This window comes from Nonomuraea sp. NPDC004354 (assembly GCF_053602555.1).
The window spans coordinates 157,753-175,664 of sequence record NZ_JBSGDV010000012.1 but is presented as its reverse complement, the minus strand read 5'-3'; the positions used below and the strand labels follow the sequence as shown (position 1 = coordinate 175,664).

Genomic DNA, 17,912 nt, shown 5'->3' with positions numbered 1-17,912 from the left:
CACGCCTAGCAGGATGCCGAATCGCGTTGGCGGTCTGACAACAGTAATGGCCTGTGCGGCGGATGTCGCGGCGGAGACGGGGGAAACGGAGGGAATCCACAGGGAATCTGGAGGTTGACTGGCAGGCAGGGAGCGAGTCAGAAGACCCGCTCCGTGCCCGTCCGTGACGGTCGTCCATCGACGGGCGCTAGGAGCAGATGTTCTTGGTATCGGCCTTGATGGCCGTCTCCTTGATGCCGTCGGGGATCTCCGTGCGGACACCGGTGAAATCGTCACCGATCAGCAGCTGGATGACCGGGGCCGCGTCGGCGCCGGTGTCCGACACGGTCTGGGTCGAGGCGCCGCCGCCGGTGAACGGTGCCGGGTTGACGACCTTGACCTTGCCCTTGGTGGCGGCCCGTTTGGTGCCGGACAGCTTGCCGGCGAGCACGTCGGCGTAGTCGGGGCCGGTGGTGTCGCGCTTGCCGTACAGGAGCTTGGTGGTCGGCTGGCTGGTGCCGGCCGCGGTGAGGGCGTTGCCCGTGCCGACGACCTGGAAGCCCAGGTCGGACAGCTGCTTGGCCACCTCGCCCGCCCTGCCGACGGTGGTGGTGCCGTTGATGACCTGGACCTTGACCTGTTGCACCTTCGGCACGACCTTCTTGACCGTGGTCGACGGGGCCGGATCGGGCAACTGGGTGTCGTTCTTGATGGCCGAGAAGAGCGCCGGCGCGGTGGCGGTGTTCCAGATGACGCGGTTCTTGTCCTGGGGGTCGTCCAGGACGGGAACCGTGTAGAACTGGACCTTGCTCGCCGTGAGCGACTTGGCGCTCTGGGCGATCTCGAGGAGCTTGGTGGTGTTGTTGGCCAGTTCCTTGTCCATGGTGACCGAGGAGGCCGCCGCGTTGATCAGGCTGATCAGCTCGGTGGGGTTGGTCAGCACCCCGCCGCTGGTGACCTTCTTGACCACCTGGCTGGCGAAGATCTGCTGCCGTTTGATGCGCTGGAGGTCGCTGCCGTTGCCGTAGGCGCGCAGGCGGACGTAGCCGAGGGCCTGCTCGCCGTTCAGCGTGGAGCGGCCCGCCGGCAGCTTGAGCTTGGACTTCCGGTCGTCGACGGGGTTGGCCAGGCAGATCTCGATGCCGCCGAGGGCGTCGACGATGCTCTTGAAGCCGTTGAAGTCGATCTCGACATGGTGGTCGATGGGGATGCCGGTCAGGCTCTCGATCGTGGTGATCGTGCAGGCGATGCCGCCGGTGTTGTAGGCCGAGTTGATCATGCCTCGGGTGGCCGGCATGATCACGCCGGGCTGGCCGTCCTTCGTGCACCTGGGGATCTCGACCATCGAGTCGCGCGGGAAGCTGACGAGCGTGGCCTTGTCGCGCGCTGGAGAGATGTGCATCAGGATCATCGTGTCGGTGCGCTTGCCGGAGTCGCGCATCGAGTCGATCTTGCCGTACTTGGCGTTGCCGTCGCCGTGGCGGGTGTCGGAGCCGACGATCAGCACGTTGAGCGCGCCGGTGGCGTTCACCGGGCGCTTGTTGACGATCTTGCCGTCGACGTCATCGGTCTTGATGTTGCTGAACGCGCTGCGATAGACCGTGTAGCCGGTCAGCGAGCCGGCGACCATCAGGCCGGTGACCGCGATGCTGGCCCACGCCATGCCGCTCAGCTTCCTGCGGCCGCCGCCACCGCCGCGGTGGCCGCGGGGCTCCTCCGGTGGACGGGGTGGTGGGGGCGGGGACGCGGCGCCGGCCCTGCGGGAGGACCGGTGGCCGGGACCGGCCGGTACGACCAGGCGATCCTGGACGTCGACGCTCCTGTGGTTGCTCATACGATCCCCTCACCCGAGGGCGGGGAGTCCGTGTTCGGCGTGCTGCTCACCACGGCCTCCTCGTCCGGAGATTCGGAGCCCGCTTCATGCTGGCTCGGTCGATCGCTCATCGCGCCATGAGACTAAGTCACTGTAAGCGTTGCCGGAGCCATGATCGACCTAATCGGTCGTGACCCGAGCGTGATGATCCAGACCCAGAGCTTACTCAGACTCGGACATTTCATGGAATGTGGATGTGCAAAATTTTACGGTTTGGGGCTGCCGGAGAGCGCCGCGGCCAGGCAGGCGAGCGGTACGGCCGGCAGCGTGTAGCGGTAGTCGAACTCGGCCACGGCGGGCGGCACGATCAGCAGCACCCATGCCGTCGACCAGGGCAGCAGCCACGCGCCCTGGTAGCTCCTGCGCCTGATCGCCATGACCGGCGGGACGAGCAGGATCACCAGGAGGGCGGCGCCCGGCAGGTGCGCCACGTCCTGGTAGGCGCGCATCCAGCCGGCGAACGGCTCCACGATGTCCGTGCCAATAGCGCCATTTTCGTATTTTTGTGCGAATTGTGCGCCTACTTGGGCGGGATAACGGCCCGGCGGTCCCGGGGGATTCACAGGGAACTCGTAGTAGCCGTAGATTTCCGCGTCCGGATAGACCGGCCTGCCCAGCTCGAACGTGCGGGCCAGCTCCGACAGCACCGAGCCCGCGTAGTCGAGCGGCTGGGCGCGGATGGCCAGCAGTGCGAACCTGCCCGCCAGGTCGTCGTTGGCCCGGGAGAAGGTGATGCCGGGCAGCTTCACCAGCGGCGCGTCCTTGGCCCAGATGTACTCCTGCGACGGCGGCCGCCGGCCCGCCGGACGCGGGTCGCACAGCACGGCCAGGTCGGCGGGCGGATCCATCCTGGCGCAGTCGGCGAACGACATCGTGCGGGCGTAGAGGAAGACGCCGTTGGCGCCCACGATGCCGACCCGCTGGTAGGTGGCGTGGAACCAGGCTCCGTAGGCCAGCACCGGCAGCAGCGCGGCCGCCGCCATGACGCCGGCCGGTCCGATCCGCCTGCGCAGCAGCAGCCACGCGCCGATGACCACGACGAGCGGCTGGCCGACGGTCCTGGTGAGGGAGGCGAAGGCCAGCAGCAGCCCGATGGCGAGAGCCGTACGCCAGGTCAGGTTCTTCCTGATGGCCAGGACCACGGCCGCCACCACCAGGAACGTGAACAGCGCGTCGGAGACCAGCAGGTGCTCCAGCTCGATCTGGTAGGCGTCGAGCAGCACGGGAACGGCGGCCAGCGTGGCCGCCCACCGCGGCACCCTGCGGGCGGCCAGGTAGACCAGGACGCCGGTGGCCAGGCCCAGCAGGTGCTGAACGGCGGTCACGGCCGCGAAGCTGTGGAAGGGCTGCAGCAGCTTGAGGAAGAGCGAGTAGCCCGCCGGGCGCACCAGGTCGGGGCGCGGGTGGAAGACGGTGACGATGTAGGTGTAGGAGTCGGGGAACCACAGCGCGGGCCGGTAGCCCAGCATCGTGATCGCCCGCAGCAGGGCGCCGAGCGCGAACACGGCCAGGAACCAGCGGTGCCGCCGGGCCCACGGGCCTGCCGCCTTCCGCGCCCTCGCCGCCGCGTCGCGCGACGCCCGGGCGAGCCGTCGCGTCCAGGCCACTCGCCTCCAGGCCGTCAGCCCGGTCTCCACCCCGCGTGTCCTCCGTCCCCGACGCTGCAGCCACCGGCCGGGCGGCACCCGACGCCAGCCGTACGCTACCCGCTCCTGCCACCGCTCCCGGCTACGCGGCGTCTCGCGCCCGGCGCGCCCGTCGTGACCCCGGCCACGGCCGGGTGGTGTGAGCGGTGGCCCGCGTTGGATAGCCTCCCGATCAACTGATGAGACTGGCCTGGTTCGATCAGACGCGCGGACCGTCGGCGGGCAGGGTGCTCGCCGTCGTCTCCGTGCTGCCCGCCCTCGCCGTGGCGAGCTGGCTGCTGGCCGGGCTGCCGCTGCTGCTGGCCGGCTGGTTCCGCCCGCTGCCCACCCTGGCGCTCAGCGTCGTGGTCCTCGTGGCGCTGTGCGGGATCACGCTGCCCAGGATCACCGACCTCGACGCCACGGCCTGGCAGGCCGGCGGCGTCGTCGGGATCGCGTTCGGCTCGCTGGTCTTCAACGCCGTCCTGCACAGCGAGCAGCTCATCGTCCGCCGCGACCCCGCCACCTACGCCCAGTACGCCATCTGGATCGCCAGGAACGGCTTCCTGCCCATCCCGCAGCAGGCCGACGCGTTCGGCGGCCCCGACCCCGCACTGCGCTTCGACAGCATGGGCTTCTACGACTCCGACGGCGCGGTCGTGCCGCAGTTCCTGCCGGGCCCGCCGATGCTCTACGCCGCGGGGGAGTGGCTGGGCGGGCTGCTGCTCACGCCGCCCGTGCTCGGCGCGCTCGCCGTGCTCGTCGTGGCGGGGGTGGTGGCCAGGCTGGCGGGCGCCCGGTGGGCCCCGCTCGCGGCGCTGACCTTCGCGATCAGCATGCCGATCCTCTACACCTCCCGCGCCACGTTCAGCGAGATCGCCTCCGTCATCCTGATCTTCGGCGGCATCGCCCTTCTGCACGACGCCCACGACAGGTGGGAGACGGCCGTGGCGGGGCTGGTGTTCGGGCTGGCGGTGCTCGTGCGCATCGACGCGCTGCGCGACGTGCTGCCGGTGCTCGCCTTCGGCGGGCTGCTGGTCGCGCTGCGGCGCGGCTTCTCCCTGCTGGCGGGGCTGGCCGTGGGCGTGGGGCTGGGCTTCGTCGCGGCATGGGTGTTCGCGGGGCCCTACCTCGACTACCTGTCCCGTTCGGTGCGTCCGCTGCTGCTGATCTGTGTCGTGGTTCTGGTCCTGACCGCCGTCGGCACGGCGCTGGCGGGACGGCTGGCGCGGATCAGGCCGCCCCGGCGGCTGCCCGAGATCGGCGCCGCCCTGGTCGTCCTGGTCATGGTCGGCCTGGCCGTACGGCCGTGGGTGCAGACGGTGCGCCGCACCCCCGTCACGGTCGAGGACCGGACCACCTTCCGGTTCCTCGAGGCGACCCAGAAGGCCAACGGCCTGCCCGTCGACGGCACCCGGCTCTACTTCGAGGACTCGCTGTTCTGGGTGGTCTGGTACGTCGGCGTCCCCGTCGTCGTGCTGGCGACGCTGGCCGCGGCCGTCCTGGTCAGGCGGATGCTGCGCGGCTCCTCCGGCGAGTGGTTGCTGCCGCTGGCCGTCATCGGCTGGACCACCGTCACCACCCTGCTGCGTCCCGAGATCACCCCCGACCACCCGTGGGCCACCCGCCGCCTGGTGCCGATCGTCATCCCCGGCCTGATCGCGCTGGCCATGTGGGGGCTGGCCTGGTCGCGCGACAAGCTGGGCCGGCGGGGCCACGGCACGCGCTGGTTCGCCGCGGCCGGCGCGGTGCTCGTCCTCGTGCCGGTGGCGGTCGTCTCCATCGGCACCGCCTTCACCCCCGTCGAGCGCGGCGAGCGCGCCGCCGTCGCCGGGCTGTGCGCGCGGATCCCCCCCGACGCCTCCGTGCTGATCGTCGAGCGGGTCACCGCCGACCGGTTCACGCAGGTCGTGCGCGGCACCTGCGGCCTGCCCACGGCACAGGTGAACAGGTCGTCGGGGTTCGACGTGGCCGCGCCCGGCGAGGTCCGCCGGCTGGTCGAACGCATCCGCGCGGCGGGCCGCCGGCCCGTCCTGCTGGCCGCCGAAAGCCGCCAGCTGGCGCCGTACGGCACGCCGCGGCACGTGGTCTCCCTCGACACCCGCCAGGACGAGCGCTCGCTCGTCGAGCCGCCCAACGGGACGTGGCGTCTGGTGGTCGACGTGTGGATGGCGCTGCCGGTGTAAGAGCGAGGTGAGCGGGCAGTGGGGGTGGCCAAGGAGCCACGATCACATTCCAGGTAACGGTACCCTCGTCCCACGTGAGCACGCTTGAGCCCCCCGAGACTGGATCCGCTGTGGAAGCTACGCCGTACGTCACGATCGTCCTGCCCTGCTACAACGAGCAGGACCACGTCATTGACGAGGTCGAACGCATCACCGAGGCGATGGACTCGAGCGGCTACACCTACGAGCTGGTCGCGGTCGACGACTGCTCGACCGACGAGACGCTGGTCAGGCTGCAGGAGGCGGCTCCGCGTTTCCCGCACATGCGCATCCGCGCCTTCCACCGCAACGGCGGCTCGGGCACGGTCCGCAGGATCGGCACCCAGGAGGCGCGCGGCGAGATCGTCGTGTGGACCGACGCCGACATGACCTACCCGAACGAGCGGATCCCCGAGCTCGTCCAGATCCTCGAGAAGGACCAGACGGTCGACCAGGTCGTGGGCGCGCGGACCAGCGAGGAAGGCTCGCACAAGCTGCTGCGGGTGCCCGCCAAGTGGGTGATCCGCAAGATCGCGGAGAAGCTCGCCGGGCAGAAGATCCCCGACCTCAACTCGGGGATGCGCGCGTTCCGCAAGTCGGTGGCCAGGCCGTACCTGAGGCTGCTGCCTCCCGGTTTCTCCTGCGTCACGACGATCACGCTGTCGTTCCTGTCGAACCAGCACGACGTCTACTACCTGCCGATCGACTACGCCAAGCGGGCGGGCAAGTCCAAGTTCAGCTTCGTCAGCGACGCCTACCGCTACATCCTGCAGGTGCTGCGGATGGTGATGTACTTCAACCCGCTCAAGGTCCTGATGCCGCCCGCGCTGTGGCTGGTGGTCCTCGGCCTGGGCAAGGGCGTCTACGACGTGGCCCGCTACGGCTTCTACCTCACCAGCAACACCATCGTGATCTTCCTGTCCGGCATGCTGATCGGCTCGGTCGCGCTGCTGGCCGACCTGATCGTGAGGTCGCGCGGCGAATGAGGATCGCGATCGTCGGCCCCACGTACCCGTACAAGGGCGGCGGGGCCCAGCACACCACCGAGCTGGCGCGCCGGCTCGCGGCTCTGGGCCACGACGTGGTGATCGAGTCGTGGAAGGCGCAGTACCCGTCCTTCCTCTACCCGGGGCAGCAGACGATCGACGTGCCCGAAGGCGAGCCGTACCCGAAGACGCGCAGGAAGCTCGACTGGCGCAGGCCCGACGGGTGGCTGGCGGCGGGCCGCCGGTTCAGGACCGCCGACCTGGTGATCCTGGCCGTCCTCAGCCCGGTGCAGGTGCCGCCCTATCTCGGCATCGCGTACGGCGTGGGCCGCGCGGCCAGGGTCGTGGCGCTGTGCCACAACGTGCTGCCGCACGAGCGCAAGCCCTGGGACGAGCCGCTGATGAGGGCGCTGCTGCGGCGGGTCGACGGCGTGCTCACCCACTCCGAGGAGCAGGCGGAGCTGGCCAGGAGCCTGACGGGCAGGCCGGTCAGCACGGCCGCGCTGCCGCCCCACCTGCCCGCCAGGAGTCAGGCCAGGGGCGAGGGCGTCCACCGCAGGCTGCTGTTCTTCGGCATCGTCCGCCCCTACAAGGGGCTCGACCTGCTGCTCAGGGCGCTGCCCGAGGGGGTCTCGCTGACCGTGGCGGGCGAGTTCTGGGGCGGGATCGAGCAGACGAAGGCGCTGGTCGCCGAGCTCGGCATCGGTGACCGGGTCGAGCTCAGGCCGGGCTACGTGGCCGCCGCCGACGTGCCCGCGCTGTTCGCCGCGGCCGACGCGCTCGTCCTGCCGTACCGGCACGCCACCGCCAGCCAGAACGTCTGGCTGGGCCACGAGCACGGGGTGCCGGTGATCGCGACGCGGGTCGGCGCGCTGGCCGACAACGTCCGCGACGGCGTCGACGGGCTGCTGGTCGAGCCCGGTGACGTCGAGGCGCTGCGCAAGGCGATCGAGCGCTTCTACGAGGACCCGGAGCGGCTGCGCGCGGGCGTGCGGGCGGTCGACCCCGAGCCCTACTGGAGCGACTACACCGACACGCTCCTCGGGGCCTGAGAGGATGCGGGTGTGGTGAGGGAAAAGCAGCTGGAGTACTCCGAGTTCCAGTCGGCGATGCTCGACGAGGCGAAGCGCCGGCGCAAGGCCGCGAAGATCATCGCGGTGCTGGAGCACTTCCACGGGCCGCTCGACGGGCTGACGGTCGGCGACATCGGCTGCTCGGCCGGGTTCATCGCCGACGAGCTGGCCGCGGCGGGCGCGGGCCGCACGCTGGGCATCGACATCGACGTGCCGGGCCTGCGCAAGGCGGCCGACAGGTTCGGCAAGCGGGTGGCCTTCATCTGCGGCGACGGCACCGCGCTGCCCTTCCCCGACGGCTCGGTCGACGTGCTGGTCTTCAACCACATCTACGAGCACGTCATCGACCCCGACGCGGTCGTGGCCGAGATGCACCGCGTGCTGTCCGACGACGGCGTCCTCTACCTCGGCCTCGGCAACAAGCTCGGCATCATGGAGCCGCACTACAAGCTGCCGTTCCTGTCCTACCTGCCGCCCGCGCTCGCCGACCGCTACGTCCGCGCCTTCGGCCGGGCCGACCACTACTACGAGCGCTTCCGCACCCGGCGTGGCCTGCGCCGGATGACCCGCGCCTTCCACGTGTGGGACTACACCTTCCCCGTGCTGGCCACGCCCGCGGCCTTCGCCGGCGGCGAGCTGTTTCCCGGAGCGCTCGGCAGGCTCGTCAAGACCGTGCTGGCCAGGACACCGCGCGGGGTGCTCAAGCTGATGCTCCCGCTGGTGCCGACCTACCTGTGGGTGGCCACCAAGCGGCCGCGCACCCCCGCGGGCGCCAGGCTCCCGCAGCCGCCGGAGCGACTGTGAAGAAGGCGGTACGGCTCGGCTTCCTGCTGGTCGCCCTCGGCTTCGGGGCCTGGGTCGTCGCCAAGCAGTGGGACTCCGTGCTGGCCGGGTTCGCCAGGCTGACCTGGCCCATGGTGGCCGGCTCGCTCGTCTCCGTCGTCGCCGCCCTGCTGGCCGCCATGCTGACCTGGCGCACCCTGCTGGCCGATCTGGGCTCGCCGTTGCGGCTCAGGCCGGCGGCCAGGGTGTTCTTCGTCGGCCAGCTCGGCAAGTACATCCCCGGCGCGGTCTGGCCGGTGCTCGCCCAGATGGAGATGGGCAAGGACCTCGGCGTGCCACGCGCGCGCAGCGCGGCGGCCTTCTTCCTGATGATGCCGATCCAGCTGGCCACCGGGCTGCTGGTCACGCTGGTCACGCTCGGCTGGGACCGCTTCGGCTGGGCGCTGCTGCTCATCCCGGTGCTCGCCGTGCTGCTCGAACCCAAGGTGATCAACTCGCTGATCGGCTTCGGGCTGCGCAAGCTGAAGCGCGAGCCGCTCGAACGGCCGCTGACCCGCAGGGGCATGCTGACCGCGCTGGCCTGGTCCGTGGCCGGCTGGACCGCCTACGGCGCCCACCTCCACCTGCTGGCCGCCGACATGGGCGCCTCGGGCGGGCTGCTGTTCTCCGTCGGCGCGTTCGCGCTGACGTGGTGCCTGGGCATCATGACCTTCGTCGTGCCTGCCGGGGCGGGGGTGCGCGAGGCGGCCATGGTGGCGGTGATGTCGCCCGTGCTCGACCGCGGCTCGGCGCTCGCGCTCGCGCTCTGCTCCCGCATGGTGATCATCCTCGGGGATCTCGTCTGCGCCGCCATCGCGGGCGCCGCCGCCAAGTCCGCCATGGACCGCAATTCCGTGTGATTCGCCCCACACGGTCGTAGGGTTGAGGGCAGGCGAGGGTCTTCTGGGGAGGGATCTTTCGTGATACCCCGAGTGCTCATCGACGCGGCCGCCGTGCCGGCCGATCGTGGCGCGCTGAACAGGTATGTCGACGGGCTCGTCGGTGGGCTCCACCGGGCGGGCGCCGATGTGAGCGTGGCCTGCCAGCGGGCCGACGCCGACCGGTACGCCAGGATCGCGCCGTCGGCCAGAGTGGTGCCGGGGCCCGCCTCCATCACCAACAAGGCGGCCAGGCTCACCTGGGAACAGTCCGGGCTGCCGCTGATCGCCCAGCGGGTGGGCGCCCAGGTCATCCACGCGCCCTACTACTCCATGCCGCTGCGCTCCGGCCTGCCCACCGTGGTGACCGTGCACGACGTCACCTGGTTCAGCCAGCCGGAGCAGCAGGAGTCCGTCTTCTTCCGGTCGGCCACCCGCACCGCCGTACGGCACGCTCACCGCGTGATCGTGCCGTCCAAGGCGACGCGCGACGAGCTGGTCAAGGTACTGGCCGCCGACCCGACCAGGATCGACGTGGCCTACCACGGCGTCGACCACGCGATGTTCCACTCGCCCAGCGAGGCGGAGATCGGGCGGGTGGCCGACCGGCTGGCGCTGCACGGCCGGCCGTACGTCGCCTTCCTGGGCGCGCTGGAGCCGCGCAAGAACGTGCCGAACCTGATCAGGGGCTTCGCCAGGGCCATCGAGGGGCTGCAGGACCCGCCCGCGCTGGTGATCGGCGGCGGCGTGCACGAGGCCGACGTCGACGCGGCCGTCAGCGAGGTGTCGGCGACGGTGAAGGTCGTCAGGCCCGGCTACCTGTCCTACGCCGACCTGCCGGGCTTCCTCGGCGGCGCGCTCGTGGTGGCCTTCCCCTCCATGGGTGAGGGCTTCGGGCTGCCGGTGCTGGAGGCGATGGCCTGCGGGACGCCCGTGCTCACCACGCGGCGCACCTCGCTGCCCGAGGTCGGCGGCGACGCGGTCGCCTACACCGAACCCGACTCCGACAGCATCGCCACCGCGCTCCGCCAGCTGCTCACCTCGGCCGAGCGGTGCGCGGGGCTCGCGGCCGCGGGCCTCGCCAGGGCGAAGGAGTTCAGCTGGGACGCCTCCGCGCAGGCACATCTGTTGTCCTATCAACGCGCGGTCGAATAGTTGGGTAACCTCACGGGGTGATGGGAAGCTCCTTGCCAGGTCTTGAGGCCATACTCCTGGTCGGAGGCCAGGGAACGCGCCTGCGCCCACTGACGCTCGGCACGCCGAAGCCGTTGTTGCCGACAGCCGGAGTTCCGTTCCTGGCGCACCAGCTCGCCCAGGCGCGCTCCTTCGGCGTACGGCGCATCGTGTTCGCCACGTCCTACAAGGCAGCGATGTTCGAGCCGGTCTTCGGCGACGGCTCCGCGATGGGCCTCGAACTGGTCTACATGACCGAGGAGACGCCGCTCGGCACCGGTGGAGCGATCCGGAACGCGGCCCAGGCGCTGACCGCGGGTCCCGACGACCCCGTGCTGATCCTCAACGGCGACATCCTGTCCGGGCACGACGTCGGCGACCAGGTCAGGCAGCACGTCGCCCGCGAGGCCGCGGTGACGCTGCACCTGACCGAGGTCGACGACCCGTCGCGGTTCGGCTGCGTGCCGACCGACGCCGACGGGCGGGTCACCGCGTTCCTGGAGAAGACCCCGCATCCCGTGACCAACCGCATCAACGCCGGGTGCTACGTCTTCACCCGGTCGGTGATCGACTCCATCCCGCCGGACGAGGTCGTGTCGGTGGAGCGGCAGACCTTTCCCGGGCTGATCGAGTCGGGCGCCCTGGTGCTCGGCTACGCCGACCGCAGCTACTGGCTCGACGTCGGCACCCCCGCCGCCTTCGTGCAGGGCTCGCGCGACCTGGTCCTCGGCCGGCTCAGCTCCCCGGCGCTGCCGGGGCCGACGGGCGAGTCGCTGACGCTCGACGGGGCCGTCGTGTCGCAGGAGGCCAAGGTCACCGGCGGCTCGGTGGTGGGGGCGCGGGCGGTGGTCGAGGCGGGTGCCTCGGTGCGCGGCAGCGTGCTCGGCGACGGGTGCGTGATCGAGAAGGGGGCGACGGTGGTCGACTCACTCATCGGGCTCGGCGCGCGCATCGCCAAGGGCGCCACGGTGCGCGACTCGGTGATCGGCGACGGCGCGACCGTGGGGCCGGGCAACGAGCTGCAGGCGGGGGCCCGGATCTGGCCTGGCGTGGTGTTGCCGGAGTGCGCGGTCCGCTTCTCCAGCGACGCGTAGCCTGGCTGTCATGGACGGCCTCTCCCCGGCCCCGGACGCCCGCCCGGTCCGTACGGCGGCGCCCCGCCCCCTGTCGGCCGTGCGGCCGAGACCGGTGGCCGCGATGGAGCGGAGGCTGGCGGTCGGCGCCGACCACGCGCGGATCCTGGGGCCGCACCAGCACGGCGGGCACGACCCGACCTGGCACCGGGCCGCCGACGGCACCATCTGGCGCACCTGCCGCACCCCTGACGGTCCCGGCACCCTGCGCGTCACCAGATGGGGCGGCCAGGCGTGGGGGCCAGGCGCGGCGTGGCTGCTCGACTCGCTGCCCGGCCTGCTGGGCGCGGAGGACGACGTCTCCGGCTTCGTGGTGCACCATGACGTGCTGCGGGGCTACGGCGTGCCCGGGATCGGGCGCACCGGCCGGGTGCTCGAGGCACTGGTGCCCGCCGTCCTGGAGCAGAAGGTGGTCGGCCGGGAGGCGTGGCGCGCGTGGCGGTACCTGCTGCGCAGGTACGGCACGCCCGCGCCGGGGCCGGCGCCCGAGGGCATGCGGGTGATCCCCGAACCCGAGGTCTGGCGCCAGATCCCCGCCTGGGACTGGCATCGGGCGGGTGCGGAGGCCGTGCGCGCCAGGACGATCGCCACCGCGGCCTGGCATGCGGACAAGCTGGAAGCAGCCGCCGACTCCGCCTCGCTGGACCGGCTCCTGCGGGCGTTGCCCGGCATCGGAGTCTGGACGTCGGCGGAGGTTCGGCAGCGCTGCTGGGGTGATCCCGACGCGGTGAGCGTCGGCGACTACCATCTCGCCTCGATCGTGGGCTGGGCGTTGACGGGGCGAAAGGCCGACGACGCCGAGATGTTGCGGTTGCTCGAGCCGTACCGGGGGCACCGGCACCGGGCCTGCCTCCTGGTCGAGCTCACCGGGCGGCGGCCGCCCGCGCGCGGGCCTAGGCTGCCCGCCCGCGACTACCGGTCATTCTGAAAGGCGGCTTCCTCCAGTCCCTGCCGTCGCGCGAGTCGGTGCCCAGGAACGGGCCGGCGATGGCGAGGAGGGCGATGAGGCTGACGACGAAGATCCAGGACATGATGTGCTCCTTTTGCTCACCTCCAATTATTGTCTGTGCATCTATTTACGTCCATCGAGACTTTCTACGAACTACCCTTCAGCATTGCTTAACGACTAGGGTGCCGGTATGACCCAAGTCAGCGATTCCGCACTCCGTCGCGCGCTCGCCCGCGCCCGCGACGGCAAGGCCCTCGACCGCACCGAGGCCGCCGTGCTGCTCCAGGCCCGTGACGAGCATCTGGACACCCTGCTGGAGCACGCCTCGCGCGTGCGTGACGCCAACGGCCGCAACGGCGTCATCACCTACAGCAGGAAGGTCTTCATCCCGCTGACCAGGCTCTGCAGGGACAGGTGCGGCTACTGCACCTTCGCCACCGCGCCGGGCAAGCTGCCGGCCGCCTTCCTGAGCCCCGACGAGGTGCTGGAGATCGCCAGGCAGGGCGCGGCCATGGGATGCAAGGAGGCGCTGTTCACGCTCGGCGACCGGCCGGAGGACCGCTGGCACCAGGCCCGCTCGTGGCTGGACGCCCACGGCTACGACGACACGCTGTCCTACGTGCGGGCGATGGCGATCAGGGTGCTCGAGGAGACCGGCCTGCTGCCCCACCTCAACCCGGGCGTGCTCTCGTGGCGGGACTTCCAGCGGCTCAAGCCCGTCGCCCCCTCGATGGGCATGATGCTGGAGACCACCTCGCGCCGGCTGTTCGAGGAGAAGGGCCAGCCCCACTACGGCTCGCCCGACAAGGACCCCGCGGTACGGCTGCGCGTGCTGGAGGACGCCGGCCGCTCCAACGTGCCCTTCACCACCGGCATCCTGATCGGGATCGGCGAGACGATCGAGGACAGGGCGGAGTCCGTCTTCGCGATGCGCCGGGTGGCCAGGGAGTACGGGGGCATCCAGGAAGTCATCGTGCAGAACTTCCGCGCCAAGCAGGACACGGCGATGCGCGGGCTGCCCGACGCCTCCCTGCAGGAGCTGGCCGCGACGATCGCGGTGACCAGGCTGGTGCTGGGCCCCAAGATGCACGTCCAGGCGCCGCCGAACCTGGTCGACGACGAGTACGCGCTGATGATCAGGGCCGGGATCGACGACTGGGGCGGGGTGTCGCCGCTCACGCCCGACCACGTCAACCCCGAGCGTCCGTGGCCGCACATCGACGAGCTGGCCGCCCGTACGGCCGCCGCCGGGTTCGACCTGAAGGAACGGCTGACGATCTATCCCGAGTACGTGCTGGCCGGCGAGCCATGGCTCGACCCCCGGCTCTTCGCGCACGTCTCGGCGCTGGCGGACCCGGCCACCGGGCTGGCGCGCGAGGACGCGCCGCTGGTAGGACGGCCCTGGCAGGAGCCCGACGGCGGGTTCGAGGCGGCCGGGCGCACCGAGTTGCACGTCGAGGTCGACACCTCCGGCCGCACCAACGACCGGCGCGACGACTTCGACGACGTCTACGGCGACTGGGAGGCCCTGCGCGACCGCCTCCCCGGCGGCGGGCCTTCCTCCTCCGACGCCCAGGAGGCGCCTGCCGGCGCCGTCGGGGCGCCCGGGGCAGGCGTCATGGGAGACGTCGCCGAGGCGCTCCGCCAGGCCGAACGCGACCCGGCCGGCCTGACCGACGCCCAGGCCGTCGCCCTGCTCGGCGCCGACGGCGAGGCCCTGGAGGAGCTGGCCCGTCTCGCCGACCACCTCAGGCGGGAGGCCGTGGGCGACGACGTCACCTTCGTCGTCAACCGCAACATCAACTTCACCAACGTCTGCTACACCGGCTGCCGGTTCTGCGCCTTCGCCCAGCGGAGGACCGACGCCGACGCCTACACCCTCTCGCTCGACCAGGTGGCCGACCGCGCCCAGGAAGGCTGGGAGGCGGGCGCCACCGAGGTGTGCATGCAGGGCGGCATCCACCCCGACCTGCCCGGCACCGCCTACCTCGACATCGCCAGGGCGGTCAAGGCCAGGACGCCCGACATGCACGTCCACGCCTTCTCCCCGATGGAGGTCATCAACGGCGCCAGCCGTACGAACCTGTCCATCGAGGACTGGCTGGTCGCGGCCAAGGAGGCGGGCGTCGACTCCCTTCCCGGCACCGCGGCCGAGATCCTGGACGACGACGTGCGCTGGGTGCTGACCAAGGGCAAGCTGCCGGCCAAGGAATGGATCGAGGTCATCACCACCGCGCACCGGGTGGGCATCCCGACGACCTCGACGATGATGTACGGCCACGTGGACACCCACCTGCACTGGGTGCGGCACATCAGGCTCATCCGCGAGATCCAGGAGCGGACCGGCGGCTTCTCCGAGTTCGTGCTGCTGCCGTTCGTGCACCACAGCGCGCCCATCTACCTGGCGGGCATCGCCAGGCCCGGCCCCACCGCCCGCGAGAACCGGGCCGTCCACGCCCTGGCGCGGATCCTGCTGCACGGCGCGATCGACAACATCCAGTGCTCGTGGGTGAAGCTTCGCGACGACCTGTGCAAGCAGGTGCTGCGGGGCGGCGTCAACGACCTGGGCGGCACGCTGATGGAGGAGACGATCAGCCGGATGGCGGGGTCGGAGAACGGCTCCTACAAGACCATCAGCGAGATCGGCGAGATGGTCGCCGCCGCGGGGCGCCCGCTGCGCCAGCGCACCACCGAGTACGGCACGCCGTCGGCGGAGCGGCTGGCGGCGTCGGCGGCCAGCGACGGCGTCTGCCGCAGCGTCCGCCGCCCCCTGCCAGTCGTCTGACCACCCCACCGGATATCCATGAGTCACCCGGCAGCCGACTGAATGGGTGGTTCCGGCGGGTGAGGCGGAGGCCGGGCCCAGGTGAGCGGACTGCCCGCCGTCGCACGACGGCGGGCTCCCGGCGGGTCAGCGGGTGACGATGAAGTCGGCGGCGTCGCGCGGGGCGCGGTCACGGGGCGGCGCGGCGGCGTGCCCGATGGCGACGCACCCCATCGGGTCCCACGACTCGGGCAGGTCGAGCACCTCACGCACCACCGGGCGGCAGAACATCGTCGACGACACCCAGGCCGAACCGAGCCCCTCCACCGCCAGCTGGACCAGGAAGTTCTCCACCCCCGCGCCCGTCGCGACGACGAACATCTCCCGCTCGGCCGCGTTGCGCCTGTCGTCGCGGTAGGTGTGCGAGCCCTCCATCACCAGGCAGGGCACGGCCAGGTAGGGGGCGTTCCGCAGGACGTCGCCGCGCCTGATCCGCTTGGCGATCGACTGCTCGGAGAACCCGTCGCCGCGCAGGTCGGCGATCCACGCCTCGCGCATGGCGTCCACCAGCCGCAGCCGCGTCTCGGCCGACTCCACCAGCACGAACCGCCACGGCGTCGTGTGGTGCGGCGCGGGGGCCGCGATGCCGGCCGCCACGGCCCGCCGTACCGCCTCCGGGTCGACGGGGGCGGAGGAGAACTCCCTGATCGTACGGCGGGCGAAGACCACGTCGCGGGAGCCGTAACGGAACAGGTCCTCGTCGGCGGGACGGATGAGCGGGCGGACCCCCGGACCGTCGTCATCGGTCACCAGATGGGACAGGCCGCGCACGATCGCCACCGGGACGCCCGCGACCTTGCCCTTGACCAGCTCGGCCGCCGCGGCGATCTCGTCGATCAGCGCGGTCACCGTGACGACGAGCGGGTTGCCGTGGGTGTCGGTGCCGCCCCTGAAGTCCTCGAGCGGCCGCACGCCCGCCGCGCCGACGGCGACGTCGGTGAGCCCGTGCCGCCATGGCCGGCCGAAGGTGTCGGAGACGATGACGCCGACGCGCCCGCCGAGGGCGGCCCTGATCCGGCGCGCGGAGGCGTCGGAGTCCTCGGGCAGCAGCAGGACGGTGCCCGGCTCGGTGTTGGAGGCGTCGACGCCGGCCGCGGCCATGACGAATCCGTGGCGGGTCTGGGAGATGACGGTGTCGCCTCGCCTGGCGACCACGCGGTCGGTCTCCTCCTCGATGGCCGCGGTGCGGTCGGTGTCCTGGCGGAGGCGGCCCTCGGCCTTGCTGACGATCTTGGAGGTGATGACGACGATGTCGCCGTCACGCAGGTCCTCCGCCTTCAGCAGCGCGGCGATGTCGTCGCCGGGACGGACCTCGCCGATGCCCTGGACGCCGAAGACCTGGATCCCGGCGGTCATCGCTTCAGCTCCTCGGCCAGGGACAGGGCGGCGCGGGCGATGTCGGCGGCGGCGTCGGCGTCGTGCATGATCAGGGGCCGGGCCTCGACGCGCACGCCGTCGAGGGCGACGGCGGCGTCCTCCTCCGCCACGAGCCAGCCGTCGATCAGGTCGGCGCCGTAGAGGGACAGCACGGCCTGCGCGCTGGTCTCCACGCCGATGGCCGTCAGGCAGGCATCGGCCATGCCGCGCACGGGCGCCCCGCCGATGATGGGGGAGACGCCGACGACCGTCTTGGCGACCAGGGCGTCACGGATGCCGGGGATCTGCAGGATGGTGCCGATGCTCACCACCGGGTTCGAGGGCGGCAGGATCACCACGTCCGCCTCGGCGATCGCCTCGAGGACGCCCGGGGCGGGCCTGGCCGTGTCGGCGCCGATCAGCGCGATCGACTCGGCGGGCACGGAGGCGCGCAGCCGTACCCACCACTCCTGGAAGTGGACGGCGCGGCGGCCCTGGTCGTCGCTGATGACGACGTGGGTCTCGCAGCGGTCGTCGCTCATCGGCAGCAGCCGCACCCCCGGCTGCCACCGCGCGCACAGCGCCTCGGTCACCTGGGAGAGGGTGTAGCCGGCCTCCAGCATCTGCGAGCGCACGATGTGGGTGGCGAAGTCACGGTCGCCGAGCCCGAACCACTGCGGCTCGACGCCGTAGGCGGCCAGCTCCTCCTTGACGACGTGGCTCTCCTTCTCTCGCCCCCAGCCCTGTTCCTCGTTGATGCCGCCGCCGAGCGTGTACATCACGGTGTCGAGGTCGGGGCAGACCCGCAGGCCGAAGAGGGTGATGTCGTCACCGGTGTTGCCGATGACGGTGATCTCGGCGTCGGGGACGGCGGCACGCAGGCCGCGCAGGAAGCGGGCTCCGCCGATGCCGCCGGCTAGGGACACGATACGCATGCCGTCAGTCTTGCATCCGGGTCTCGGAGACCTGTCCGGAGCGGCAGCGTTCCATGTCCTCATGTCATGAAATTTCAGTGCATCTGGGCTGATCAGGGAGGA

Annotated in this window: 13 protein-coding genes; 9 read left to right on the top strand and 4 right to left on the bottom strand. The window is 71.4% G+C overall.

Features of this window, described 5'->3' with window-relative positions:
* Nucleotides 1–187: 187 nt before the first annotated feature.
* Nucleotides 188–1,813 carry an LCP family protein gene (locus ACWENQ_RS29175; RefSeq protein WP_452417099.1) on the bottom strand — a complete coding sequence of 542 codons (1,626 nt, stop codon included), beginning with the start codon at nucleotides 1,811–1,813 and terminating at the stop codon, nucleotides 188–190.
* A 245-nt stretch (nucleotides 1,814–2,058) separates the two neighbouring features.
* The gene (locus ACWENQ_RS29170) at nucleotides 2,059–3,459 is read right to left on the bottom strand and encodes a hypothetical protein (protein WP_452417097.1); all 1,401 of its coding nucleotides are present in this window, start codon (nucleotides 3,457–3,459) and stop codon (nucleotides 2,059–2,061) included.
* A 218-nt stretch (nucleotides 3,460–3,677) separates the two neighbouring features.
* Between ACWENQ_RS29170 and ACWENQ_RS29165 the strand changes: the two genes are divergently transcribed.
* The 9 genes from ACWENQ_RS29165 (at nucleotide 3,678) to ACWENQ_RS29125 (ending at nucleotide 15,480) form a co-directional block, all read left to right on the top strand.
* Nucleotides 3,678–5,663 (top strand): hypothetical protein, encoded by a 1,986-nt coding sequence (locus ACWENQ_RS29165; RefSeq protein WP_452417095.1) that lies wholly within the window; start codon nucleotides 3,678–3,680, stop codon nucleotides 5,661–5,663.
* A 110-nt stretch (nucleotides 5,664–5,773) separates the two neighbouring features.
* Nucleotides 5,774–6,667, top strand: a complete 894-nt coding sequence (locus ACWENQ_RS29160; RefSeq protein WP_354906029.1) for a glycosyltransferase family 2 protein — start codon at nucleotides 5,774–5,776, stop codon at nucleotides 6,665–6,667.
* On the top strand, nucleotides 6,664–7,719 hold the full coding sequence (locus ACWENQ_RS29155; protein ID WP_452417094.1) for a glycosyltransferase family 4 protein: 1,056 nt from the start codon (nucleotides 6,664–6,666) through the stop codon (nucleotides 7,717–7,719). Before ACWENQ_RS29160 ends, ACWENQ_RS29155 begins: the two co-directional genes overlap by 4 nt.
* Before the next feature lie 15 nt (nucleotides 7,720–7,734).
* Nucleotides 7,735–8,544 carry a class I SAM-dependent methyltransferase gene (locus ACWENQ_RS29150; RefSeq protein ID WP_354906026.1) on the top strand — a complete coding sequence of 270 codons (810 nt, stop codon included), beginning with the start codon at nucleotides 7,735–7,737 and terminating at the stop codon, nucleotides 8,542–8,544.
* Nucleotides 8,541–9,422, top strand: coding sequence for a lysylphosphatidylglycerol synthase transmembrane domain-containing protein (locus ACWENQ_RS29145; RefSeq protein ID WP_452417093.1), 882 nt, complete (start codon nucleotides 8,541–8,543; stop codon nucleotides 9,420–9,422). Before ACWENQ_RS29150 ends, ACWENQ_RS29145 begins: the two co-directional genes overlap by 4 nt.
* Before the next feature lie 60 nt (nucleotides 9,423–9,482).
* Nucleotides 9,483–10,595 carry a glycosyltransferase family 4 protein gene (locus ACWENQ_RS29140; RefSeq protein ID WP_449920405.1) on the top strand — a complete coding sequence of 371 codons (1,113 nt, stop codon included), beginning with the start codon at nucleotides 9,483–9,485 and terminating at the stop codon, nucleotides 10,593–10,595.
* 32 nt (nucleotides 10,596–10,627) lie between these two features.
* A complete protein-coding gene (locus ACWENQ_RS29135; RefSeq protein ID WP_452417091.1) occupies nucleotides 10,628–11,707 on the top strand; it encodes a sugar phosphate nucleotidyltransferase in 1,080 nt (359 codons plus the stop codon).
* Between the two features lie 10 nt (nucleotides 11,708–11,717).
* A complete protein-coding gene (locus tag ACWENQ_RS29130) occupies nucleotides 11,718–12,674 on the top strand; it encodes a DNA-3-methyladenine glycosylase family protein (protein ID WP_452417090.1) in 957 nt (318 codons plus the stop codon).
* A 211-nt stretch (nucleotides 12,675–12,885) separates the two neighbouring features.
* Nucleotides 12,886–15,480, top strand: coding sequence for a bifunctional FO biosynthesis protein CofGH (locus ACWENQ_RS29125; RefSeq protein WP_452417088.1), 2,595 nt, complete (start codon nucleotides 12,886–12,888; stop codon nucleotides 15,478–15,480).
* Nucleotides 15,481–15,606: 126 nt separating this feature from the next.
* Here the strand turns inward: ACWENQ_RS29125 and ACWENQ_RS29120 are convergent, their stop codons facing one another.
* Nucleotides 15,607–16,875 (bottom strand): coenzyme F420-0:L-glutamate ligase, encoded by a 1,269-nt coding sequence (locus ACWENQ_RS29120; protein ID WP_354906016.1) that lies wholly within the window; start codon nucleotides 16,873–16,875, stop codon nucleotides 15,607–15,609.
* Nucleotides 16,872–17,810: a 2-phospho-L-lactate transferase gene (cofD, locus tag ACWENQ_RS29115; RefSeq protein WP_452417087.1), complete on the bottom strand. Its 939-nt coding sequence runs from the start codon at nucleotides 17,808–17,810 to the stop codon at nucleotides 16,872–16,874. The genes ACWENQ_RS29120 and cofD overlap by 4 nt, the downstream gene beginning before the upstream one ends.
* Between the last annotated feature and the right edge of the window lie 102 nt (nucleotides 17,811–17,912).

Bases quoted from the DNA above. Each gene is read 5' to 3' on its own strand.
- ACWENQ_RS29175 (WP_452417099.1), bottom strand. From the start codon at position 1,813: ATGAGCAACCACAGGAGCGTCGACGTCCAGGATCGCCTGGTCGTACCG.
- ACWENQ_RS29165 (WP_452417095.1), top strand. From the start codon at position 3,678: ATGAGACTGGCCTGGTTCGATCAGACGCGCGGACCGTCGGCGGGCAGG.
- ACWENQ_RS29155 (WP_452417094.1), top strand. From the start codon at position 6,664: ATGAGGATCGCGATCGTCGGCCCCACGTACCCGTACAAGGGCGGCGGG.
- ACWENQ_RS29130 (WP_452417090.1), top strand. From the start codon at position 11,718: ATGGACGGCCTCTCCCCGGCCCCGGACGCCCGCCCGGTCCGTACGGCG.
- ACWENQ_RS29125 (WP_452417088.1), top strand. From the start codon at position 12,886: ATGACCCAAGTCAGCGATTCCGCACTCCGTCGCGCGCTCGCCCGCGCC.
- ACWENQ_RS29120 (WP_354906016.1), bottom strand. From the start codon at position 16,875: ATGACCGCCGGGATCCAGGTCTTCGGCGTCCAGGGCATCGGCGAGGTC.
- cofD (WP_452417087.1), bottom strand. From the start codon at position 17,810: ATGCGTATCGTGTCCCTAGCCGGCGGCATCGGCGGAGCCCGCTTCCTG.